Raw genomic sequence first — 22,473 nt, 5'->3', positions numbered from 1 at the left:
TTAGTCCTGTAGGCGAGCAATCTCTTCGCCAAATTCTTTGATATCTTCGAAACTCCGGTAGACAGAGGCAAAGCGGATGTAAGCGACTTTATCGAGCTTTTTCAACTGCTCCATCACCAGGTTGCCAATCATCTTGCTCGGCACCTCACGCTCGCCCGTCGCACGCAGCTGTGATTTGATATGGTTTAACGCCATTTCGACGTCATCTGCGCTGACAGGCCGTTTCTCAAGCGCTCTGAGCATGCCGCTGCGCAGCTTTTCTTCATTAAAGGGTTCACGCACATCGTTGCTTTTCACAACGCGCGGCATAACAAGTTCAGCCACTTCAAAAGTGGTGAAACGTTCGTTACAGACCAGACACTGCCGACGGCGGCGTACCGAGGAGCCCTCGCCTACAAGACGAGAGTCAATTACCTTAGTGTCTACGGCGAAACAGAATGGGCAATGCATACGGCGTCCTGTACCTCAGTGGTTAACAGAATCTATTTTACCCTGAACTGCCGTGACAACAAAGGCGCTGCGCTTTTGAGACAAAGGATCGATGCCTTCGTGCTCAGTGCACACTACCATTATGCTATCGCGACAATGAAGGAAGTAATCACAATGACAAGACGTTACCTAAGAATTCTCCTAGTGGGAAGTCTCTTTAGTCTTAGTGCCTGCGCACAGCAAAGCGAAGTACGCCAGATGCATCAAAGCGTTAGCACGTTGAATAAAGAGATGACGCAGCTTAATCAGGAAACGGTAAAAATTACGCAACAAAATATGTTGAATGCAAAATCAACCAGCGGCGCCTATCTGCTGCCGGGCTCCAAAACCCCGGCACGACTGGACAGCCAGATTGGCACCTTACGCATGTCGCTGGTGAACATTGCGCCGAACGCCGATGGTACGCGCCTGACGCTACGAATTCAGGGTGAATCCAACACGCCTTTACCCGCCTTTAGCGCCACCGTCGAATACGGGCAAATTCAGGGCACCACGGACAACTATCAGGAAGTGAACGTTCATAACCAATTGGTCAACGCTCCGGCGAGTATTCTTGCTCCCAGCGACGTAGACATTCCGTTACAGATAAATGGCCTCACTCCAGATCAGTTAGGATTTGTGCGCATCCACGACGTCCAGCCTGTTAGCCAATAAACTTTTTTGCGGAACGTTTTGTGCGTTCCGCAACATCACTCTGCTTCTTTTTGTTACTCCCCTGACATAACCGATATTTCTGGTAAAACTTGGCAACATTCATGGGAGCCAGTACAATTCGCCGCCTAAAGTACGCAAACGTGAACGCAATCGATTACGTAAATGATAGAACTGTGAAACAAGACATATTTTTGTGAACAATGATTTTTATAATAGGCTCCGAAGAATTACGAAATATTTAGAAACGCAAATTGCGCATTTTTCACTCCCGAAAGGGATTTCAAACAGTGGCATACATATGAAAAAAACATTACTTGCAGCCGGTGCAGTGCTGGCGCTCTCCTCGTCTTTTACTGCCAACGCAGCAGAAAATGACAAACCGCAATATCTGTCCGACTGGTGGCACCAGAGTGTCAACGTGGTGGGTAGCTATCACACCCGTTTCTCCCCGAAACTGAACAACGACGTGTATCTGGAATACGAAGCGTTTGCCAAAAAAGACTGGTTTGACTTCTATGGCTACATCGATATTCCGAAAACCTTCGACTGGGGTAACGGCAACGATAAAGGTATTTGGTCTGACGGTTCCCCGCTGTTTATGGAAATCGAACCGCGTTTCTCCATCGACAAACTGACCGGTGCTGACCTGAGCTTTGGTCCGTTCAAAGAATGGTATTTCGCCAACAACTACATCTACGATATGGGTGATAACAAAGCCAGCCGCCAGAGCACCTGGTATATGGGTCTGGGTACCGATATCGATACCGGTCTGCCGATGGGTCTGTCCCTGAACGTGTATGCTAAATACCAGTGGCAGAACTATGGCGCATCCAACGAAAACGAGTGGGATGGCTACCGTTTCAAAGTGAAATACTTTGTGCCGATCACCCAGGTTTGGGGCGGCCAGTTGACCTACATCGGCTTCACCAACTTCGACTGGGGCTCAGATTTGGGTGATGATCCGAACCGCACCAGCAACTCTATCGCGTCCAGCCACGTCCTGGCGCTGAACTACGATCACTGGCACTACTCCGTCGTAGCGCGTTACTTCCATAACGGCGGTCAGTGGAAAGGTGGAGATACCCTGAACTGGGGCGAAGGCGACTTCAGCGCGAAATCTACCGGTTGGGGTGGTTACCTGGTCGTAGGTTACAACTTCTAATCCAGACAATGTCTCGCAGATAAGCCAGCTTAACCGCTGGCTTTTTTATGGCTGGTCTTCACAGCGTACTTTACGCAAAAAGTCACTTAGCGAGCGATCTGCCGATTCGCGAAAATGCCTTTCGAGTGGCGTAATCTTCAGACATCGATCAACGCGAAAGCAACGATAATCGTCACGCTTCTCGCACCAGCCAACCAGCAGCCAGTGCTCGCCCCAGAAAAATAATCCCAGCGGCTGAACGTCGCGCCAGGAGAGGTTCCCGGACTCATCGCGATAATGCAGCGCCAGCACCTGCTGGGCTGAAACCGCGCGATGTATGAGATCGAAGGCACTACGTGAATGCGGCTGATTACCAAAATCTGGCGCGAAAATCCGCGTTTGCTCGGCTCTGCGCCGACTCTCTGGCGGCAATATCGCCAACACTTTTTCCTGCGCGGATTCCAACGCCTGTGAGAGTGAATCCCCACCCCATGTTTTCAGCAATCGAATCGCTACCATCAATGCTTCTGATTCGTGATGCGTTAACATCAACGGCGGTAGATCAAACCCGGCCATTAAGCGGTATCCGCTGCCCACTTCGCCTTCAATAGGCACACCGGATAAAGAGAGATCGCGGATATCGCGATAAATCGTCCGTTCAGAAACCTCAAGACGCTCTGCCAGCAGCGCCGCCGTTGTCACTCGCCTGCCACGCAGGATTTGCACAATCTGAAACAAGCGGTCGGCGCGTCTGCTCATTTTAATCCTCAGTGCTGAAAATATTACGCGGGTTGATGTAAACCAACACGATTGCCTTCGCTGTCAGTAAATAGCGCAATCGTACCAATGTCCTGCCCCAGTTCGAGTGGGCCAAACACACACTGACCGCCAGCAGTGGCGACGCGTTCAAGCGTTGCAGCCAAATCGTCCGTATGCAGATAAATAATAGCGCCCTGCGTTGAAGGCGTAATACCGTCAAATTTAGCCAGCGCCCCGCCGGGAGCGGGATCCTGATGCGGAAATACGGCGAGCTCAGCGCAGTCCATGTTCTCCCGGCGCAAAGAAACCTGCATTACTGGCTCATAAAAAGCGATGGCGCGGTCCATTTGTGCCACGGGGATTTCAAACCAATTAATTACATTGCTCATACTTCCTCCTGCCTGTGTGGGTAATCTCAGGAGGACTATATGACAGGGCTACTGACAGCATACTGTCAGTAGTGTGGCGACAGGAAAAGATAATTACCTGTCGCTAATTCACAGGCAAAAAAAATCCCGACCTTGCGATCGGGATTCCAGTATCTTCACTCCTGGATGGGTTAAGGCAGAATCGACGGTTGATCCGCCCCTTCTTTCTCGACCTTCTGCTGCAGCATGTGCTCACGCTTCATACCCAGCTTCAGCGCCAGCGCCGATGCCACGTAGATAGAAGACGCAGTACCGATGGAAACACCGATAAGCATGGTCAGCGAGAAGCCTTCCAGTACCGGACCACCGAACAGGAACAGCATCAGAATAACCATCAACGTTGTACCGGACGTAATCAACGTACGGTGCAGCGTTTGAGTCAGTGACACGTTAAAGATTTCGTAAGGCGTACCGCGACGAATTTTGCGGAAGTTTTCACGAATACGGTCAGATACAACGATACTGTCGTTCAGCGAGTAACCGATTACCGACATCAGTGATGCGACGATAGTCAGGTCAATCTCGATATGGAACAACGACAGGATCCCAAGTGTGATAATAACGTCGTGCGCCAGCGCGATAACTACCCCTGCCGCCAGTCGCCACTCAAAGCGGAAACCAACGTACACCAGGATGGAGATCAACGCCGCCATCAGCGCCATCGCACCGGTTTGCGCCAGGTCTGCACCCACGCTCGGACCCACGAATTCAATTCGCTTCACCGCGGCGTTTTGGTTGGTGGATTCGTTAATCACACTCAACACTTTGCTACCCAGCACCTGACCGCCGTCTGCACCTTCAGTTGGCGGCATACGTACCATAATGTCGTGGCTGCTGCCGAAGTTCTGCAGAAGCGGATCAACGAAGCCCGCTTTCTCCAGCGCATCGCGCATCACGTCCATATCGGCCGGTTTTTCCAGCGTGATTTCAATAACCGTACCACCGGTGAAATCGAGACCCCAGTTAAACCCGCGTACGCCCATCACCACGATGGCCGCAATCAGCAGGAAACCTGAAATGCCGAAAGCCCAGTAGTCCCAGCGCATAAAGTCCCAGACTTTACGGCCGTGGTTCAATTGTTCAACAGTATATTCCTGTGCCACTTCGCACTCCTCAGATTGACAGCTTTTTGACGCGCTTGCCGCCATACAACAGGTTTACGATGGCACGTGTACCGACAATCGCGGTAAACATCGACGTCGCCACACCAATACCGGTAGTAATCGCGAACCCTTTAATTGCCCCGGTGCCAACTGCGTACAGGATGATGACCTTGATCAGCGTCGTAATGTTCGCATCAAAGATGGAGCTAAATGCGCCCGCATAACCTTCATTGATGGCCTGCTGCACCGAACGCCCGTTACTCAACTCTTCTTTGATACGTTCGTTGATCAGTACGTTCGCATCGACCGCGACGGCAAGGGTTAAGACGATCCCCGCAATCCCCGGCATACTCAGCGTAGCACCCGGCAGCAACGACATAATACCGACAATCAGCACCAGGTTAGCAATCAGCGCACTGGTCGCAATCAGACCGAACTTCTTATAGAAGAAGATCATGAACAGGATAGACACCACCAGACCGGCCAGACATGCTTCCAGACCCTGTTTAATGTTCTGCATACCCAGGGTTGGGCCGATGGTACGTTCTTCAACAATCTGAATCGGCGCAATCAACGCACCGGCACGTAACAGCAGGGAAAGCTGGCGTGCTTCGTTCGGGTTGTTGATACCGGTGATACGGAAGCTGTTACCCAGTCGAGACTGGATATTGGCGATATTAATCACCTCTTCCTGCTTCACCAGTACTGCACGACCGTTGGCATCTTTCTTACCGCTGTCTTTGTACTCCACGAACAGGGTCGCCATCGGCTTACCGATGTTGTCCTTGGTGAAGTTGGACATGATGTTACCACCTGCGCTATCCAGCGAGATGTTAACCTGCGGCTGATTGTATTCGTCCTGGCTGGAAGTGGAGTCGGTGATATGGTCACCGGTCAGGATCACGCGCTTGTACAGCACAACCGGCTGACCTTCACGAGATTGTTTCACTTCCGAGTCACCCGGTACACGCCCGGATGCCGCAGCAGACTGGTCAACGTTGGTATTTACCAGACGGAATTCCAGCGTCGCGGTTGCGCCCAGAATTTCTTTCGCACGCGCGGTATCCTGAATACCCGGCAGTTCGACCACAATGCGGTCAGCACCCTGACGTTGTACCACCGGCTCAGCAACACCCAGTTGGTTAACACGATTACGCAGAATGTTGATGTTCTGCTGTACCGCGTATTCACGGGCTTCGCTCAGGCGCGCATCGGTCATTACCGCACGCAGAGCATTGCTGCCCTGGCTGGAAATAACCAGATCCTGGTGACGTTTGCTCAGGTAAGAGATAGCTTCATCACGGGCGCTGCTATCACGGAAAGTGATGCTCAGACCGTAGTTATCTTCTTTGCGAACGGTAGTATAAGGAATGCCTTTTTCACGCAGATCGCTGCGCAGGCTATCGATATTTTGTTCCTGCAACTTACTCAGCGCGGTGTCCATATCCACTTCCATCAGGAAGTGAACGCCGCCACGCAGGTCAAGACCGAGTTTCATCGGTTCTGCGTGAATGGCAGCCAGCCAGCGCGGGGTTGCCGGAGCAAGGTTAAGCGCCACGACGTACTGATCGCCCAGTACGCCCATTAATACTTCACGTGCGCGCAGTTGGGTATCAGTGGAGTCGAAGCGCGCGAGAATAGCACCCTCTTCCAGAGCCACAGACTTAGGTGTGATTTTATCTTCTTGTAACGTTTTCTGGACCTGGATCAGCGTTTGCTCACTGGCGGCGGCACCGCGCACGCCAGTGATTTGAACAGCCGGATCCTCACCATACAGGTTGGGAAGCGCATAGAGCAGACCGACGACAATAACGACGATCAGCATGACATACTTCCACAAAGGATAACGGTTTAACACGGCAGTTCCCTTTGGGAAAACAATAAATTACAGCGCCTTCATGGTGCCTTTCGGCAGAACGGCAGCTACGAAATCACGTTTGATAACCACTTCAGTGGTGTCGTTCAGCGCGATAGCGATGTAGCCAGATTCTGCTACTTTAGTCACGCGACCCACCAGACCACCGTTAGTCAGTACTTCATCGCCTTTCGCAATGGAGTTCATCAGGTTCTTGTGTTCTTTGGTACGCTTTTGCTGTGGGCGCAGGATCATGAAATAGAAAATCAGACCAAACACCACCAGCATTAGAATCAGAGACATCGGGCTGCCCTGGGCCGGAGCACCTGTTGCCGCTACCGCATCAGAAATAAAAAAGCTCATTCAAATTCCCTCATTATTAAAATTAATCAACGTTCACAGGTGGAACTGGTCTACCCTGACGTTGGTAAAAATCGGTCACGAAGCTCTCTAATTTACCCTCTTCAATAGCCTTGCGTAAACCCGCCATCAAACGTTGGTAGTAGCGAAGGTTATGAATCGTGTTGAGTCGCGCGCCCAATATTTCGTTGCAACGGTCGAGATGATGCAAGTAAGCGCGCGAATAATTGCGACAGGTGTAACAATCACACTCAGCATCGAGCGGACTGGTGTCGCTTTTATGTTTCGCGTTACGAATTTTTACCACGCCGTCAGTCACAAACAAATGACCATTACGGGCATTTCGCGTTGGCATCACGCAGTCAAACATATCGATACCGCGACGCACGCCTTCAACCAGATCTTCTGGTTTGCCGACGCCCATCAGGTAACGCGGTTTATCTGCCGGAATCTGCGGGCAAACATGTTCCAGAATGCGGTGCATATCTTCCTTCGGCTCACCGACAGCCAAACCGCCGACAGCGTAGCCATCAAAGCCGATATCTACCAGACCTTTGACGGAGATATCACGTAAATCTTCGTAAACACTGCCCTGAATGATGCCAAAAAGCGCATTTTTGTTGCCGAGGCTATCAAAACGGTCACGGCTGCGCTTCGCCCAACGCAAAGACATCTCCATTGAGCGTTTAGCATAGTCCCAGTCGGCCGGATACGGTGTACATTCATCGAAGATCATCACGATATCGGAACCGAGATCGTATTGAATCTCCATCGACTTCTCGGGATCGAGGAAAATCGGATCGCCGTTGATCGGGTTACGGAAATGCACGCCCTGCTCGGTTATCTTACGGATATCGCCCAGGCTGAACACCTGGAAGCCGCCGGAGTCGGTGAGGATCGGCCCTTTCCACTGCATGAAATCGTGCAGATCGCCGTGCAGTTTCATGATTTCTTGACCCGGGCGCAGCCACAGGTGGAAAGTGTTGCCGAGGATAATCTGTGCGCCGGTCGCTTCAACTTCTTCCGGCGTCATGCCTTTTACTGTGCCGTAAGTACCGACCGGCATAAAAGCAGGCGTTTCTACTACGCCACGATCAAAAACCAGGCGGCCACGGCGAGCGCGACCGTCTGTGGTATCCAGTTCAAATTTCATTTTTTCTCCTGCATCAGAGAGACAGTCTGATGATTAAACTTTCCCCACGGAATCACTCCACGGAGTAAAAATATATTAACCCACTGGCGAAGGCGCAATCGGCGCAGCCAGTTTGGGGGCGACCAGCGCACAGCCACCGGAGCGTACACGCAGTACGTGAGGATGGCGAGCACTGCCCGACATCAAAATGGCAAGTGAGATAGCCTTCTCACGGTCGCTCAGAAATAGCCTGCGGATTGTACGTGATAAACATGGCATCCCCGTAACTAAAAAAGCGATATTCCGCTTTTACCGCTTCATGATAGGCGTGCATGGTGTTTTTATAACCAGCAAATGCGGAAACCAGCATAATCAGCGTCGATTCCGGCAGGTGAAAGTTGGTGACCAGAGCATCAATAACCTGATATTTATAGCCTGGATAAATAAAGATTTGTGTATCGCCGAAGAACGGCTCGATGAGATCGTTTTTGGCCGCCTGCGCCGCACTTTCCAGCGAACGCACGGAGGTGGTACCTACCGCAATCACGCGATTACCGCGCGCTTTCGCTGCCAGCACCGCGTCCACTACATCCTGCGGCACTTCCGCATATTCGGAATGCATAATGTGGTCTTCGATGGTGTCTACGCGTACCGGCTGGAAAGTACCCGCGCCAACGTGCAGGGTGACGAACGCCATTTCAATGCCTTTATCGCGCAGTTTAGCCAGCAGCGGATCGTCAAAATGCAGACCCGCGGTCGGCGCAGCGACGGCACCCGGTTTTTCGCTGTACACGGTCTGGTACAGCTCGCGGTCGGCGTCTTCATCCGGACGGTCGATATACGGCGGCAACGGCATATGGCCGATGGCGTTGAGGATATCCAGCACGCTGCGTTCGTCGTTAAACTCAACTTCAAACAGCGCGTCATGGCGGGCGACCATCGTCGCGTTAATACTTTCGTCGTCGCCCAGCAGCAGCTCGGCCCCCGGTTTCGGCGCTTTCGAGGCACGAATATGCGCCAGAATACGTTTGTCATCCAGCATACGCTCGACCAGCACTTCAATCTTGCCGCCGCTGGCTTTACGACCAAACAGACGCGCAGGAATGACGCGGGTGTTGTTAAAGACCAGCAAGTCTCCAGGGTTGAGCTTGTCGAGCAAATCGGTGAAAGTACCGTGCGTCAGCGCGCCCGTCGGCCCGTCCAAAGACAGCAAGCGGCAGCTACTGCGCTCAGCTTGCGGATAGTGGGCAATCAGGGATTCGGGTAGTTCAAAGGTGAAATCGGTAACGCGCATGACACTGACTCAGACTAAAATAAGAGGCGGGTAGTCTAGTGCCGGGGCGTTCTCCCTGCAACCTTTACCCCTCTGGATAAACGTTTAACTATGAATTTTCTTGCACATTTGCATCTCGCTCACCTTGCCGATAGCTCGCTTTCCGGCAATCTGCTGGCCGATTTTGTCCGGGGTAATCCGGAAACACACTACTCGCCTGATGTGGTAGCAGGCATCTTCATGCATCGTCGTATCGACGTGATGACCGATAACTTACCGCAGGTGCGTGAAGCCAAAGAGTGGTTTCGTAGCGAAACGCGCCGCGTCGCGCCGATTACGCTGGACGTTATGTGGGATCATTTTCTGTCGCGCCATTGGTCGGAAATCTCCCCTGACTTCCCGCTGACGGACTTTGTGCGCTATGCCCGTACCCAGGTAACCACTATTTTGCCGGAATCGCCTCCGCGCTTTATCAATCTGAACAACTATATATGGTCAGAGAAATGGCTTGAGCGCTACCGGGACATGGATTTTATCCAGAACGTCCTGAACGGCATGGCCAGCCGCCGTCCACGGCTCGATGCCCTACGCGACTCATGGTATGACCTCGATACGCATTACGATGCGTTAGAAGAACGATTCTGGCAGTTTTATCCGCAAATGATGGAACAGGCGCGGTGTAAAACCCTTTGATCGCAGCCCGCATTCCCCGCCGGATAAGCAGTAGCCGCCGTCCGGCAAAAGATTGATAGACAAAACCTGTCTCATTGATTGCCAGCGCCTCTTTGTCTTATTCCCGAACACTCTCTATACTGGCCCGCGTTGCGTTCCAAAAACCCCTTAACTTTGCAGGAGAATTATATGGTACTGGTAACTCGTCAGGCTCCGGATTTCACAGCAGCTGCGGTACTGGGTAGCGGTGAGATCGTTGAAAACTTCAACTTCAAACAGCATACCAACGGTAAAACCACCGTTCTGTTCTTCTGGCCGATGGACTTCACCTTCGTTTGCCCGTCTGAACTGATCGCATTCGACAAACGTTACGAAGAATTCCAGAAGCGCGGCGTTGAAGTTGTTGGCGTTTCCTTCGACTCTGAATTTGTCCACAACGCATGGCGTAACACCCCTGTCGACAAAGGCGGCATCGGTGCAGTGAAATACGCAATGGTTGCTGACATCAAACGCGAAATCCAGAAAGCCTACGGCATCGAGCACCCGGAAGCGGGCGTTGCGCTGCGCGGTTCTTTCCTGATCGACGCTAACGGCGTTGTTCGCCACCAGGTGGTTAACGATCTGCCGCTGGGTCGTAACATCGACGAAATGCTGCGCATGGTTGACGCGCTGCAGTTCCACGAAGAGCACGGCGACGTTTGCCCGGCACAGTGGGAAAAAGGTAAAGAAGGTATGAACGCGTCTCCGGACGGCGTGGCAAAATACCTGACCGAGAACGTTTCCAGCCTGTAATTGGCATGAATCAACAAAAGGCCCGCAAATGCGGGCCTTTTTTATTGTTAGCAGATCCGATAAGCGATTAAAACGCGAAGCAGGAACAGCCAAGCGCGCCCCAGAAAGCCCGGTCATCTGACACCGGAATCCCCGATTTCCGCGCAATATCATGCTGGTGACCGTGTACACCGCAGCTACCGCAGCACTGGTGCATCTGCACCATTGCGCCAATTTTCGCCGCAGCAGGTGGCGCTGAGCGATAGTGCCCCGGCACCTTCACCACTGGCGACCAGTCCGGCACAATCGGAATAGCAGGTGGTGCCAGCGGGGTGAAATGCCCGGCGGCGTAAACCACTTTGCCATCAACAACGGTCATCACCGACTCAATACCTTTGATCTCTTCTTCCGGCACGCTGAAGTAATCTTTAGACAGCACCACCAGGTCGGCCAGTTGATCTTTCTCGATGCGCCCTTTCTTACCCTGCTCACTGGAAAACCAGGCGCTACCGGCCGTCCACAGTTCCAGGGCAACATCACGCGGCAGACGGTTGTTATCATCGTACATTGCCATCCCGCCAACGGTACGGCCCGAAACCAGCCAGTAGAGCGCGGTCCACGGGTTGTAGCTGGCCACGCGGGTGGCGTCAGTCCCCAGCCCGACCGGAACGTCAGCCGCCAGCATTTTCGCCACCGGCGGCGTATGTTTAACCGCGTCTTTGCCGTAGCGATCGACAAAATACTCTCCCTGGAACGCCATACGGTGCTGGACCGCAATCCCGCCGCCCAGTGCTTTTACACGCTCAATGTTCCGTTCAGTAATTGTTTCGGCGTGATCGAAGAACCAGTGCAGGCCATTGAACGGGATATCACGATTAACTTTCTCAAATACGTCCAACATTCGGCTGATAGATTCATCGTAGGTGGCGTGCAGGCGGAACGGCCAGCGATGCTCCACCAGGTGACGAACCACGCGCTCCAGCTCATCTTCCATCCCCTCCGGCAGATCCGGACGTGGCTGAAGGAAGTCTTCAAAATCCGCTGCAGAAAAGACCAGCATTTCCCCCGCCCCGTTGGCACGATAGAAGTCGGTTCCCTGCCCTGGCTTGAGCATATCGGTCCAGCGTTCAAAGTCTTCCAGTTCCTGCTTCGGACGCTGGGTAAACAGATTGTAGGCAATACGTACCGTCATCTGTTTGTTAGCGTGTAACTGCTCAATGATCTCGTAATCTTCCGGGTAGTTCTGGAAGCCGCCGCCCGCATCGATGGCGCTGGTCAGTCCCAGACGGTTCAGTTCACGCATAAACTGACGGGTCGAGTTAACCTGCATTTCCAGCGGCAGTTTTGGTCCTTTTGCCAGCGTCGAATAAAGGATCATGGCGTTCGGTTTAGCGATCAGCATTCCGGTCGGGTTGCCGTTGCTATCACGCACAATCTCACCGCCCGCCGGATCCGGCGTCGCTTTGGTATAGCCAACCGCTTTCAGCGCGGCGCGGTTGAGCAAAGCCCGGTCGTAGAGATGCAGAACAAAAACCGGAGTATCCGGAGCGGCTTCATTCAGTTCTTCGAGGGTTGGCATGCGACGTTCGGCAAACTGGAATTCACTCCAGCCGCCCACCACGCGTACCCATTGTGGCGACGGCGTTCTGTCAGCCTGGTCTTTGAGCATGCGTAGCGCGTCCGCCAGTGACGGCACGCCTTCCCAACGCAATTCCAGATTGTAATTCAGTCCACCACGAATAAGGTGCAGGTGCGAATCGTTCAGGCCCGGGATCACCGTATATCCTTGCAGATCGACAACCTGCGTCCCTTCGGCGGCAAAGCTCATTACCCGTTCGTGGCTACCGGTCGCCAGGATCTTTCCGTTGGCGATCGCCACCGCCTCGACCTGCGGACTTTGCCTGTCGAGAGTATGAATTTTTCCGTGAGTCAGAATCAGTGTGGCAGTTTGAGACATAACAATCTCCTGAGATACCGGTCAGGCTTTTTTCAGCCATCCGGCAAACAGACGGGTTACGATGGGCATCCAGAACCAGACCACTAGCGCAACCACAAAGGCATCATTGATGAGATGCAGGAGTAACGAGCCCTTCATTGCAGGCAACACAATGCCGGTCAACCACGGCACCAGATTGGTACTGGGAAATATCACCAGCAGGGTTATCAGAAACTGTTTCCAGCGTTTGGGCTGGCGTACATGGGGCGCGGGCGGCGTAAACCAGAATGCTGCTTCGGTGCGAATTTCAGTTTTGTCACCTTCAGCCAGCAGTGGAGCAATCTCTTCGACCAACACGCGGCGCGTATCGGACTGGGTCCAGCTATACAGATGATCAAGCGTGTCGAAGCGGATAATGATGTTCCACAGGTTGTTGCCATCTGCCGGGCGAATCACGTTCGCCCCGAGATGACCGGGAAATTCAGCCGCTACAGGCATGATTTTCCCCAGCCACTGCTCATACCGCTGCGCCTGCTCAGGTAGCAGAGTGTGAGTAATTACCAACGTCACATGTTTGTTCTGCGCCATGAAGGGTTCCTTGTTGACAGGAAACAGGCCGCTTAGGCCAGGAAAGCAATACACAAAATCATTCATGGTGCATCGAGGCGGCAAGGTTGTGGATCCCCGGGAGCTTACATAAGTAAGTGACCGGGGTACGCAAGCGAAGCCAACAAAGATGCAACATGAAGGATGACATGTATTTAAGCTTTACGTTCCGGCGCGCCATGCACCATGGTATAGGCATAATCCACGCCCATACCGTAGGCGCCGCTGTGCTCGCGTACCAGATCCATTACGGCGTCGTAGGTTTCTTTGCGGGACCAGTCGCGCTGGTACTCGAGAAGAACCTGTTGCCAGGTTACGGGTACGGCACCTGCCTGTACCATGCGGTCGATAGAACGCTCATGAGCATCTACGGACGTGCCGCCGGAGGTATCCGTTACCACATAAACTTCATAGCCTGCCTCCAGTGCCATCAGCGCCGGAAAAGTCAGGCATACTTCGGTCCACAGCGCGGAGATAATCAGTTTTTTACGCCCGGTCGCTTCCACTGCTTTCACAAACGCCGCATCTTCCCAGGAGTTCATTGAGGTGCGTTCAATGGGTTTGACATCAGGATGAACCGCTAACAATTCCGGCCAGATATATCCGCTAAAACTTTTGGTTTCTACAGAAGTATAAATCACCGGAACATTGAATATTTTCCCGGCTTTCGCTAATGCAACGGTATTATTTTTTAAAGTCTGGCGATCAATATTTGCCACACCGAATGACATTTGCGGCTGATGATCAATAAAAATAAGCGTAGAATTTTGAGGGTCAATCAGTTCCCGAATAGACATAGCACACCTTCTTAATCAATAAGTTAAAAGGCAACGGTCTGTATCTGCCGTCAGCAGCAGGATCCTGAATCAGAAAGCTTGTTGAGTATAGCGGGAAATTTCTAACGAGTTATTAAAGAAAACTTACCATCCTGTGAAACTATTAATTTTGTGTTGCGATATATCCTAAACAACATCAAAAAAATGCGCATGACTCATCTAATTTATTCACTGGCATTGTTTTTCTTCATTCGGTACAACAGAAGGGTTTAATTTTCAGGATATTTTCTGCTTATGCGCATTAATCTGGATGTTTTGCTTATTCTCGACGCTCTCGACAAACAGGGTTCATTTGCCGCAGCAGCCGAGTCGCTGTTTAAAACCCCTGCCGCACTCAGCTATATGATTCAGAAGCTGGAAAGCGATTTGAATATCGAGCTGCTTGACCGTTCCGGGCACCGGGCAAAATTTACCGATACCGGACAGATGATGCTGGAAAAAGGGCGTTTGCTGCTGAATGCGGCAAAAGATCTCGAAAAGCAGGCGGTACAGCTGAGTTCAGGCTGGGAAAAAGAGCTGGCAATTGCGCTGGACGACTCCTTCCCTTTCTCCGCGCTGTTGCCCATTATTGATGAATTTCATGCGCTGAATAAGCAAACTCGCCTCAGTTTTACCCACCATACGCTGGCGGGCTCCTGGGAGGAGCTGCCCATAATGGAGCCGATATTATTCTGGGGGCAATTAATGAACCGCCAACGTCTGCAGCCTGGTCCTATAAAATGCTCGGCACGTTGGACAATGTGTTTGTCGTTGCGCCTGAGCATCCGCTGGCCGCAGCAGCAGACGGCCTGACCAACGAACAGTTATGCCTGCATCGGGCGATTGTTATCAGCGACAGCGCCCGCTTCTGCCATCCGTTACAAACCAATCTGATGGAGGAACAGGCGCAAATCCGCGTCGATGACTTCCACAGTAAGGTGATGCTACTACGAGCCGGTATGGGCTGCGGATTTCTCCCCCGCCATATTGCCAGCCCGTGGCTTACCACGGGCGAGCTGGTGGAAAAAACGGTTATCTCATTTCGCCAAAAAGACGTGGCATATATGGCATGGCGCAATAACCGCGATGGGCTGGCACAGCGCTGGTGGCGGGAAACGCTGCTGGCAAGCCCGGAGATTGCGCGCTTATATCAATGACCTATCCATACCGAGGCGGAAATCGCCGGCAACGTCAGGATATCGTCGGCAAGCATGCCGTTGCCCTCTTTGTGCTGCCATTGACTCACGCTCAGTAATGGCGAGGCTGGCAGGACCACTTCACAAGCGTGGCCACGGTTAATCGCCACCAGTACGCGCTGTCGGTTTAGCACGCGAACAAACACCACCACGTTATCCTCGGCGTAAATCACCTGGCAACCACCGTGGCGCAGCGCCTGATTCTGGTGGCGTAGTTTTGCCAGCCGCTGATACAACGCCAGCAGAGTAGCGTCCTGTTTTTCAGGCTGCCACGGGAACGGTTTGCGACAAAACGGATCGTTGTTCCCGTCCAGCCCCACTTCGTCACCGTAGTAAATACAGGGCACGCCAGGCCAGGTAAACAGCCACACCACCGCTAGCGGTAACCGTGCGACGTCTTTACCGAGCAGAGATTTAAAGCGGGCGGTATCGTGGCTGTCGAGCTGATTAAACATCCGCAGCTGTTGCTGATGCGACAACCCCGCGCGGTAGTTATCCATCCACGCCATACAGGTCTGGGCATCAATGGATTGCGGATCGTATGAGATATCGGTATTGGCGAGGAATCCCCAGATGGGGAAAGTAAAGCCGCGATAGTTCATGGCGGCATCTTCTGCATCAGCCTGCAACCACTGGCGCGCATCGCCAAAATGCTCACCCACCACATACGCCTCTGGCTGGGTTTCTTTGGCCGCCTGCGTAATTCCGGCCACATGTTGTAGGTTGTTACGTGCGCCTCCGGCCTCTCCCAGCATGTGCACCACATCAAGACGCCAGCCGTCCATACTCCACGGCGCTTTCAGCCAGTGGCGGACGATACTGTCTTCACCACGATAAATTTCATTCACCAGGCTTTCCGAGGAAAAGTCCAGCTTAGGTAAGCTGGAATATCCCAGCCAGTCGAGCGCAACGCCGTCGGCTGAGAAATGATACCAGTCGCGCCAGGGGGATTCTGGATTATGGCACGCCCCGTCTGTCCCCCGATTATGTCGGTCAAACCAGGCGTGCGAATCGCCGCTATGGTTAAAGACGCCGTCGAGAATCAGACGCATGCCCTGCCGTTGGGTGTTGTGCCGCAGACGCAGTAGCGCCCTGTCGCCGCCAAATTGCGGATCAACATGACGGTAATCTTCGGTATCGTATTTATGCACGCTCGGGGCGGTAAATACAGGATTCAGGTACAGCGCCGTGACCCCTAACGTTTTCAGGTACGGTAGTTTTTCGCTGATGCCGTCCAAATCGCCGCCATAAAACGTGGAGCCACCGGCCTGAGCCGTAAGCGGTTCGTCCCATTCGCGCCGCACGATGTCGTGTCCGGCGGCGTGGTGGTAATAGACGTTATCCTGGCCCGCTTCACGCGACTGGCTGCGGGCAAAACGGTCCGGGAAAATTTGATAGAAAATCTGATCGGCAACCCACTGCGGACCGTTATCCGGCACATCAACCGCAAACTGCTCCAGACGCGCAGGCGGAAAACGGCTGAATCCCTGTGGGGTGAACCACAGCTGACGATCGAGCCAAAGTAATTTAAAGCTATAGCGTCGACGAGGCTGCCCGCTGGAGAGATCGATCGCCGCTCGCCACGCGGTCACACCCGGCTGCGGCTGGCTGCGCTGCTTGTGCATAGCCAGCGAAATCTCTTCGTTATCGTTTTCTGCGCGTAGCGTCACCCGCAGGGGTGGATTTTCCCCCGCCAACCATAATGTAATCGTCAGTTGATCTTTGTTTTGCTTAACAAATGGGGCAACCGGAAGGTGCCAGGCGTTCAACATCACGTATCCCCTTTGATGATAATGACGTCACCTTGCCATAGCGAAGTGCAGGATCACTCATCATCTTAACGTTTATTGGGGGAGGAGTTCGGGGGAGGAGAAAATTGCCGGGTAACGCAAAGCTACCCGGCAAAAATATTACTGTGCTTCAGCCAGTTGGCGCTCGCGACGGCGCTTGAATCCCCATCCGACCAGCAGCAGGACAATCCACGCAAAGCCGACGTACAGCGAAATGCGGGTATCCGGATGATAGCCGATGAGCGCGATGATAAAGACCAGGAAAATCAGGCCAACAACGGTCGTCGTTACCCCACCCGGAACTTTAAATTTCAGCGCTTTGACCTCATCCGGCGGCAGACGACGACGGAAAGCAATCTGCGACAACAGGATCATAATCCACACCCATACCGTGGCGAAGGTCGCCAAAGAGGCGATCACCAGGAAGACGTTTTCCGGCATGATGTAGTTAAGATACACCGCAAACAGCAGCGCGATAGTCATCACCATTACCGTTACCCACGGCACGCCACGACGCGACGTCTTGGCGAACATTTTCGGGGCACTGCCCTGCTCCGCCATGCCGTGTAGCATACGCCCCACTCCGAAGACGTCAGAGTTAATAGCCGACAGCGACGCAGTCAGAACCACAAAGTTGAGGATCCCGGCAGCAAAAGTAATGCCCATATGCTGGAACGTCATAACGAACGGGCTACCGTCGGTACCCACCTGGTTCCACGGGTAGATAGACATAATGACGAACAGCGTCCCCACATAAAATACCAGGATACGCATTGGTACGGAGTTGATGGCGCGCGGAATAGATTTTTCCGGGTCTTTGGCTTCGCCTGCGGTAATCCCGATAATCTCAATCCCGCCATAGGCAAACATCACCATTTGCAGCGACATCACCATGCCGAGCCAGCCGTTGCTGAAGAAGCCACCGTTGCTCCATAAGTTATGGATACCGGTTGGTTGCCCGCCGTTGCCAATCCCCCAAATGATGATACCGAAACCGGCGACAATCATGATGATAATGGTGGCGACTTTGAAGAACGAGAACCAGAACTCCAGCTCACCAAACACCTTCACGCTCATCAGGTTGATGGCGCAGATAATCAGCACCACGCTGAGTACCCAAATCCAGTGCGGTACCGCCGGGAACCAGACGCCCATGTATATGCCGAAGGCTGTCACGTCGGCAATGGCGACAATCAGGATTTCAAAACAGTAGGTCCAGCCGGTAATGTAGCCTGCCAGCGGTCCGAGGTTTTCCTGCGCGTAGCGCGAGAAGGAGCTGGCTGCCGGGTTATGAACAGACATTTCGCCCAGCGCACGCATAATAATGTACGCCGCGACACCGCCGATAATATAGGCCAGCAATACGCTTGGCCCCGCCATTTTGATAGCGTCGGCCGAGCCGTAAAACAGCCCGGTACCAATTGCTGAACCTAATGCCATAAAGCGGATGTGCCGGGTGCTCAGCCCACGCTTTAGCTTGTTATTACTTTCCATCGATTCCTAACCTGTTAACACAATAAAAAAACCACGGGGCCATGTTAATAGCCCCGTGGTTAAAACTTATTGTCAGTGATATTAGTGTGCGCTGGAGGTCACTTGTCGACCCGCGGCGCGATCCCAGATAACTGCCAGGACCACCATCACGACTGTTGGCATCAACCACGCCAGCCCCTGCTCCGCCAGCGGTAAACGCTGGGTCCAGGCCGGTAACACGTCGCCAATTGCAGAAGCTTTAATGCCATCAAGGATACCAAAAATCAGGCTGATAAACATCGCAGGTGCAATGACGCGGGAAGAATTATGCCACCATGAGCGGGTAAAGCTTAATACAACCAGTGCGATACATGGCGGATAGATAGCCGTCAGCACCGGAATAGAGATCTGAATCAGATGGCTCAGACCCAGGTTGGAAACCACCATCGAGAAGCCGCCGAGGATAAATACCAGCGTACGATAAGACAGTGGAACGTACTGGGCAAAGAACTCTGCGCACGCACAGGTCAGGCCAACCGCGGTGACCAGACAGGCGATGAAAATCAGCGCCGCCAGCAGGAAGCTTCCTGCACCGCCAAAGGTGTGCTGAACATACGCATGCAGAATCGCCGCGCCGTTAGCAGACTGATCGACCAGAATCGCGCTATCTGAACCCAGACGGAACAGCGCGAGATACAGCAGCGTTAAGCCCACACCCGCCATTAAACCCGCCCAAACGGTGTAACGGGTCAGCAGACGCGCTTCAGTAACACCACGCGAGCGAGCGGCGTTAACGATAACAATACCAAACACCATCGCGCCCAGCGTATCCATGGTCAGATACCCGTTCACGAAGCCATTAGAAAACGCCGCAGTTTGATAGGCTTCCATCGCATTACTGATCGGGCCAGCTGGCCAGATGATTGCAGCGACAGACAGGACCACCAGTGCCAGAATTTTCAGCGGTGCCAGGAAATTGCCCACCGTATCCAGCAGTTTGCCCGGATAAAGCGAAACCAGAATGACAATCGCGAAATAGATAACGCTATAGATAAACAGCGGCAGCGCAGAGTCACCAGTCAGCGGTGCAATCCCGACTTCGAAAGAGACCGTCGCGGTACGCGGGGTAGCAAATAACGGCCCAACGGCCAGATAGCAAACGGTCGCCAGCAGCAGACCGGCAACTTTACCGATAGGCGTGCTCAGTCGGTCCACACCACCGCCGACTTTCGCCAGCGCGACAACGGTAAGTACCGGCAGGCCAACGGCCGTAATCAAAAAGCCAAAAGCCGCAGTCCAGACGTGTTCACCTGCCTGCAAACCAACCATTGGGGGGAAGATGATGTTACCTGCACCAACGAACAGTGCAAATGTCATAAATCCCAAAGCGATAATATCGCGCGATTTTAACTGATGGGTCATAAAGTCTTACTGCCTGTGGATGTGGTGTTGAAAATAGTAAATTTTTGCCTTTCCCTGGGGGACAATACAGCGGCATTTTTGCTCAATTCCAGCGGGAAACACTCCCGACCTGGCGCGGCGAAGAATAGTTTTTCGATTTACCGCGTAAATGCAGTCGGTATGACAGCACCTGGAGCGCAATTTAAACGCTTATAACGTTTTAAAGCAAGGTGGGATCCAAAAACCAGAACAATATAGCGATATGAAAAATAGGGTTAGCACAAAACACCATTTCATGGAAAAAGGTATGGGTAATAGTTCGAACAAAAAACAATCAAACGTCGTGAAATTCAGGAGGCATCTATTGACCACATAAAAAAAACCAGCTTGCGCTGGCTTTTGGAAAGATTATCTTACGAATACGTCTTAGCCGTTACTTTTGGCAATGAAACGTTCCGGGATCATGAAACTAAATCGCGTCCCTTTGCCTGGTTCGCTTTCGATGTTCAAACGGCTGTCGTGATGATGCAGCGCATGTTTCACAATAGCCAGACCCAGCCCGCTACCGCCCGTTTGTCGCGATCTCGCCTTATCCACACGATAAAAACGCTCGGTCAAACGTGGTATATGCTCGGGGGCAATGCCCGGACCGTTGTCTTCCACGCAAAACTCCGCCCCCGACGCCACATGCTGCCAGCGTACGGTAATGTGCGTTCCCGCTGGTGTGTGGTTCACCGCGTTGTACACGAGATTCGAGATAGCGCTACGCAACTGCTCCTCGTTGCCTCGCACGTTCAGGCTGTTATCGACATCAAAGGTAAACGTATGTTTATGCTGGCTCAGGGTTTGCGCTTCGTGCTCGATCACGCGCAGCATCATGGGCACGTCGACTTTCTCATTCAGCTGCAACGTCGGCGCAGCTTCAATTTTTGACAGCGTCAGCAGCTGCTTCACCAGGCCTTCCATACGGTACGTTTGTTCGCGCATGGTATGCAGCGCTTTTTCGCGCGTTGTCCCTTCCAGCGGATGCTCCTGCATCATTTCCAGGTAACCTTGCAGCACCGTCAGCGGTGTGCGCAGCTCATGGCTGGCGTTGGCGAAAAAGTTACGCCGTGAACCTTCCAGTTGGTGCATCTGGGTAACGTCGCGCGCCACCATCAACAATTGCTTATCGGTATAGGGCATCACGCGAATTTCCAGATGCCGTCCGGTATTGAGCACCAGATTGATTGGCCGGCTAAAATCGCGCGTTTTCAGATATTGTGTAAATTCCGGGTAACGCAGCAGGTTAAGAATATTTTGCCCGCTATCGTCCGGCCAGCGCAGTCCCAGAACCTGCTGAGCCAGTCCGTTACACCAGAAGATACCGCCTTCTTCGGTGGTCAACACCACCGCGTCGGGTAGGGATTCCGCCCCGCTGCGAAAACGTTTAATCAGGTTACCCAGTTCTCGACGGCGCTTTTTGTTGCGAAGCTGCATTTGATGCAGCCCATATAACAACGGCTCCCAACTGCCTCGCCCCGGCGGCGGCGTCATACTTCTGTCTACCCATAACCACCAGGACAAACGTAATAAATTCCAGAAATGCCAGATAAGCAGGCCCGTTACCGACGCCAGTAAAAACCAGGGCAGGTAACCGAAAAAAGCGCTAAGGATAAATGCCGGTATGCAGCACAGGATCAGCTCCAGTACCAACCTTTTCCATGACAATCGTTCTAGCAAACGTCTTACTCCATAAACGGCCTAATCCATCAGGCCCTGATTCTTGTCAGTCAAAAGCGGGTCGAAAAACGATATCCCGTCCCGCGAACTGTCTGCACCATACGATCGTGTCCGCTGTGCTCCAGCGCTTTACGTAAGCGGCGGATATGCACATCCACTGTCCGGTCTTCTACGTAGACATTGGTTCCCCAGACATGATTGAGGAGTTGTTCACGACTGTATACGCGTTCGGGGTGAGTCATAAAGAAGTGCAACAGTTTGAATTCGGTCGGCCCCATATCCAGCGGTTCTTCGCCGGTCATCACGCGATGCGAAGTGGGATCAAGACTCAGCCCCTGCATCTCAATAACCTCTTCCACCGCCATGGGGGAAATTCGACGCAGCACAGCTTTAATACGCGCCACCAGCTCCTTGGGAGAAAACGGCTTGGTAATATAGTCATCCGCACCGGTTTCCAGACCCCGGACGCGATCTTCCTCTTCTCCCCTCGCCGTCAGCATCATCACGGGGATGTCCCGCGTCATGGCTTCGCGCTTGAGATGCTTAATAAACTGTAGACCCGAGCCGCCGGGAAGCATCCAGTCAAGCAGGACGAGATCCGGCCAGGGTTCATTGAGTTGGTTCACAGCACTGTCATAGTCTTCGGCTTCTACGGGTTGAAAACCGTTTTGCTCGAGCACGAAGCAGACCATTTCACGAATTGGAGCTTCATCTTCTACGACCAGAATACGTCTCGCCATGATTTGCCCTGTTTATAATTAAATCGTTTGCCATCAATACGGTGCCATTATGCGTCAGTTTTATGACAGATTTATGAAAAGATAGTCCAGGTTTAACGCAGCCAGACGAATTATGACAGCCCGGAGACAAGATATTACCGTCCTTGAAAGGTTATAA

General features: G+C 52.8%; 20 protein-coding genes and 1 pseudogene. 5 read left to right on the top strand and 16 right to left on the bottom strand.

Annotated features, from left to right (window positions below):
• Complete coding sequence (gene nrdR / locus OGY08_RS03240) at positions 1-450, bottom strand: transcriptional regulator NrdR (RefSeq protein ID WP_003021571.1); 450 nt, start codon at positions 448-450, stop codon at positions 1-3.
• Positions 451-603: 153 nt separating this feature from the next.
• Here nrdR and OGY08_RS03235 point away from each other — a divergent pair, with 153 nt between their 5' ends.
• Positions 604-1,143: a SadB/YajI family lipoprotein gene (locus OGY08_RS03235; protein WP_020996578.1), complete on the top strand. Its 540-nt coding sequence runs from the start codon at positions 604-606 to the stop codon at positions 1,141-1,143.
• A gap of 298 nt (positions 1,144-1,441) precedes the next feature.
• Positions 1,442-2,305, top strand: a complete 864-nt coding sequence (locus OGY08_RS03230) for a nucleoside-specific channel-forming protein Tsx (RefSeq protein ID WP_003021561.1) — start codon at positions 1,442-1,444, stop codon at positions 2,303-2,305.
• Positions 2,306-2,350: 45 nt separating this feature from the next.
• Here the strand turns inward: OGY08_RS03230 and OGY08_RS03225 are convergent, their stop codons facing one another.
• The 7 genes from OGY08_RS03225 to queA form a co-directional block, all read right to left on the bottom strand.
• Positions 2,351-3,043 (bottom strand): helix-turn-helix transcriptional regulator, encoded by a 693-nt coding sequence (locus tag OGY08_RS03225; RefSeq protein WP_057067578.1) that lies wholly within the window; start codon positions 3,041-3,043, stop codon positions 2,351-2,353.
• 23 nt (positions 3,044-3,066) lie between these two features.
• On the bottom strand, positions 3,067-3,432 hold the full coding sequence (locus tag OGY08_RS03220) for a VOC family protein (protein WP_008783926.1): 366 nt from the start codon (positions 3,430-3,432) through the stop codon (positions 3,067-3,069).
• Between the two features lie 170 nt (positions 3,433-3,602).
• The gene (gene secF, locus OGY08_RS03215) at positions 3,603-4,574 is read right to left on the bottom strand and encodes a protein translocase subunit SecF (protein ID WP_003021550.1); all 972 of its coding nucleotides are present in this window, start codon (positions 4,572-4,574) and stop codon (positions 3,603-3,605) included.
• Between the two features lie 10 nt (positions 4,575-4,584).
• The gene (secD, locus tag OGY08_RS03210) at positions 4,585-6,432 is read right to left on the bottom strand and encodes a protein translocase subunit SecD (RefSeq protein WP_003021547.1); all 1,848 of its coding nucleotides are present in this window, start codon (positions 6,430-6,432) and stop codon (positions 4,585-4,587) included.
• 27 nt (positions 6,433-6,459) lie between these two features.
• A complete protein-coding gene (gene yajC / locus OGY08_RS03205; RefSeq protein WP_003021544.1) occupies positions 6,460-6,792 on the bottom strand; it encodes a preprotein translocase subunit YajC in 333 nt (110 codons plus the stop codon).
• Positions 6,793-6,814: 22 nt separating this feature from the next.
• Positions 6,815-7,942 (bottom strand): tRNA guanosine(34) transglycosylase Tgt, encoded by a 1,128-nt coding sequence (gene tgt, locus OGY08_RS03200; protein ID WP_003021535.1) that lies wholly within the window; start codon positions 7,940-7,942, stop codon positions 6,815-6,817.
• Between the two features lie 208 nt (positions 7,943-8,150).
• On the bottom strand, positions 8,151-9,215 hold the full coding sequence (gene queA / locus OGY08_RS03195) for a tRNA preQ1(34) S-adenosylmethionine ribosyltransferase-isomerase QueA (protein WP_043015380.1): 1,065 nt from the start codon (positions 9,213-9,215) through the stop codon (positions 8,151-8,153).
• Between the two features lie 90 nt (positions 9,216-9,305).
• On the opposite strand from queA, the gene acpH reads away from it, so the two are divergent.
• Positions 9,306-9,887, top strand: a complete 582-nt coding sequence (gene acpH / locus OGY08_RS03190; RefSeq protein WP_003830978.1) for an ACP phosphodiesterase — start codon at positions 9,306-9,308, stop codon at positions 9,885-9,887.
• Between the two features lie 168 nt (positions 9,888-10,055).
• Positions 10,056-10,658, top strand: coding sequence for a peroxiredoxin (locus OGY08_RS03185; protein WP_003021524.1), 603 nt, complete (start codon positions 10,056-10,058; stop codon positions 10,656-10,658).
• A 67-nt stretch (positions 10,659-10,725) separates the two neighbouring features.
• Here the strand turns inward: OGY08_RS03185 and OGY08_RS03180 are convergent, their stop codons facing one another.
• The 3 genes from OGY08_RS03180 to OGY08_RS03170 all read right to left on the bottom strand — a co-directional run bounded on the left by OGY08_RS03180 (position 10,726) and on the right by OGY08_RS03170 (position 13,976).
• Positions 10,726-12,594, bottom strand: coding sequence for an amidohydrolase (locus tag OGY08_RS03180; protein ID WP_125362845.1), 1,869 nt, complete (start codon positions 12,592-12,594; stop codon positions 10,726-10,728).
• Between the two features lie 21 nt (positions 12,595-12,615).
• The gene (locus OGY08_RS03175) at positions 12,616-13,161 is read right to left on the bottom strand and encodes an antibiotic biosynthesis monooxygenase (protein ID WP_125362844.1); all 546 of its coding nucleotides are present in this window, start codon (positions 13,159-13,161) and stop codon (positions 12,616-12,618) included.
• A gap of 173 nt (positions 13,162-13,334) precedes the next feature.
• Entirely contained in the window at positions 13,335-13,976 is a 642-nt protein-coding gene (locus tag OGY08_RS03170) for a hydrolase (RefSeq protein ID WP_003021513.1), read from the bottom strand.
• A 273-nt stretch (positions 13,977-14,249) separates the two neighbouring features.
• On the opposite strand from OGY08_RS03170, the pseudogene OGY08_RS03165 reads away from it, so the two are divergent.
• Positions 14,250-15,151 (top strand): annotated as a pseudogene (locus OGY08_RS03165) (LysR family transcriptional regulator).
• Here OGY08_RS03165 and malZ read toward each other — a convergent pair.
• The 5 genes from malZ to phoB all read right to left on the bottom strand — a co-directional run bounded on the left by malZ (position 15,145) and on the right by phoB (position 22,316).
• Positions 15,145-16,962: a maltodextrin glucosidase gene (malZ, locus tag OGY08_RS03160; protein WP_125362843.1), complete on the bottom strand. Its 1,818-nt coding sequence runs from the start codon at positions 16,960-16,962 to the stop codon at positions 15,145-15,147. The pseudogene OGY08_RS03165 and the gene malZ overlap by 7 nt on opposite strands.
• 138 nt (positions 16,963-17,100) lie before the next feature.
• Positions 17,101-18,474 carry a proline-specific permease ProY gene (gene proY, locus OGY08_RS03155; RefSeq protein ID WP_008783922.1) on the bottom strand — a complete coding sequence of 458 codons (1,374 nt, stop codon included), beginning with the start codon at positions 18,472-18,474 and terminating at the stop codon, positions 17,101-17,103.
• A gap of 81 nt (positions 18,475-18,555) precedes the next feature.
• The gene (gene brnQ / locus OGY08_RS03150) at positions 18,556-19,875 is read right to left on the bottom strand and encodes a branched-chain amino acid transporter carrier protein BrnQ (RefSeq protein ID WP_048226310.1); all 1,320 of its coding nucleotides are present in this window, start codon (positions 19,873-19,875) and stop codon (positions 18,556-18,558) included.
• Positions 19,876-20,280: 405 nt separating this feature from the next.
• Positions 20,281-21,576, bottom strand: coding sequence for a phosphate regulon sensor histidine kinase PhoR (gene phoR, locus OGY08_RS03145; protein WP_003830971.1), 1,296 nt, complete (start codon positions 21,574-21,576; stop codon positions 20,281-20,283).
• Positions 21,577-21,626: 50 nt separating this feature from the next.
• Positions 21,627-22,316 carry a phosphate response regulator transcription factor PhoB gene (gene phoB, locus OGY08_RS03140; protein ID WP_003830970.1) on the bottom strand — a complete coding sequence of 230 codons (690 nt, stop codon included), beginning with the start codon at positions 22,314-22,316 and terminating at the stop codon, positions 21,627-21,629.
• Positions 22,317-22,473 lie beyond the last annotated feature (157 nt).

Source organism: Citrobacter sp. Cpo069, assembly GCF_030332785.1.
Lineage (GTDB): Bacteria > Pseudomonadota > Gammaproteobacteria > Enterobacterales > Enterobacteriaceae > Citrobacter > Citrobacter portucalensis.
This window is presented reverse-complemented; position numbering and strand designations above follow the sequence as displayed.

Excerpts from the sequence above, each read along its gene's own strand:
- nrdR (WP_003021571.1), bottom strand. The coding sequence starts at position 450 with ATGCATTGCCCATTCTGTTTCGCCGTAGACACTAAGGTAATTGACTCT.
- OGY08_RS03235 (WP_020996578.1), top strand. The coding sequence starts at position 604 with ATGACAAGACGTTACCTAAGAATTCTCCTAGTGGGAAGTCTCTTTAGT.
- OGY08_RS03230 (WP_003021561.1), top strand. The coding sequence starts at position 1,442 with ATGAAAAAAACATTACTTGCAGCCGGTGCAGTGCTGGCGCTCTCCTCG.
- OGY08_RS03225 (WP_057067578.1), bottom strand. The coding sequence starts at position 3,043 with ATGAGCAGACGCGCCGACCGCTTGTTTCAGATTGTGCAAATCCTGCGT.
- OGY08_RS03220 (WP_008783926.1), bottom strand. The coding sequence starts at position 3,432 with ATGAGCAATGTAATTAATTGGTTTGAAATCCCCGTGGCACAAATGGAC.
- yajC (WP_003021544.1), bottom strand. The coding sequence starts at position 6,792 with ATGAGCTTTTTTATTTCTGATGCGGTAGCGGCAACAGGTGCTCCGGCC.
- tgt (WP_003021535.1), bottom strand. The coding sequence starts at position 7,942 with ATGAAATTTGAACTGGATACCACAGACGGTCGCGCTCGCCGTGGCCGC.
- queA (WP_043015380.1), bottom strand. The coding sequence starts at position 9,215 with ATGCGCGTTACCGATTTCACCTTTGAACTACCCGAATCCCTGATTGCC.
- acpH (WP_003830978.1), top strand. The coding sequence starts at position 9,306 with ATGAATTTTCTTGCACATTTGCATCTCGCTCACCTTGCCGATAGCTCG.
- OGY08_RS03185 (WP_003021524.1), top strand. The coding sequence starts at position 10,056 with ATGGTACTGGTAACTCGTCAGGCTCCGGATTTCACAGCAGCTGCGGTA.
- OGY08_RS03180 (WP_125362845.1), bottom strand. The coding sequence starts at position 12,594 with ATGTCTCAAACTGCCACACTGATTCTGACTCACGGAAAAATTCATACT.
- OGY08_RS03175 (WP_125362844.1), bottom strand. The coding sequence starts at position 13,161 with ATGGCGCAGAACAAACATGTGACGTTGGTAATTACTCACACTCTGCTA.
- OGY08_RS03170 (WP_003021513.1), bottom strand. The coding sequence starts at position 13,976 with ATGTCTATTCGGGAACTGATTGACCCTCAAAATTCTACGCTTATTTTT.
- malZ (WP_125362843.1), bottom strand. The coding sequence starts at position 16,962 with ATGTTGAACGCCTGGCACCTTCCGGTTGCCCCATTTGTTAAGCAAAAC.
- proY (WP_008783922.1), bottom strand. The coding sequence starts at position 18,474 with ATGGAAAGTAATAACAAGCTAAAGCGTGGGCTGAGCACCCGGCACATC.
- brnQ (WP_048226310.1), bottom strand. The coding sequence starts at position 19,875 with ATGACCCATCAGTTAAAATCGCGCGATATTATCGCTTTGGGATTTATG.
- phoB (WP_003830970.1), bottom strand. The coding sequence starts at position 22,316 with ATGGCGAGACGTATTCTGGTCGTAGAAGATGAAGCTCCAATTCGTGAA.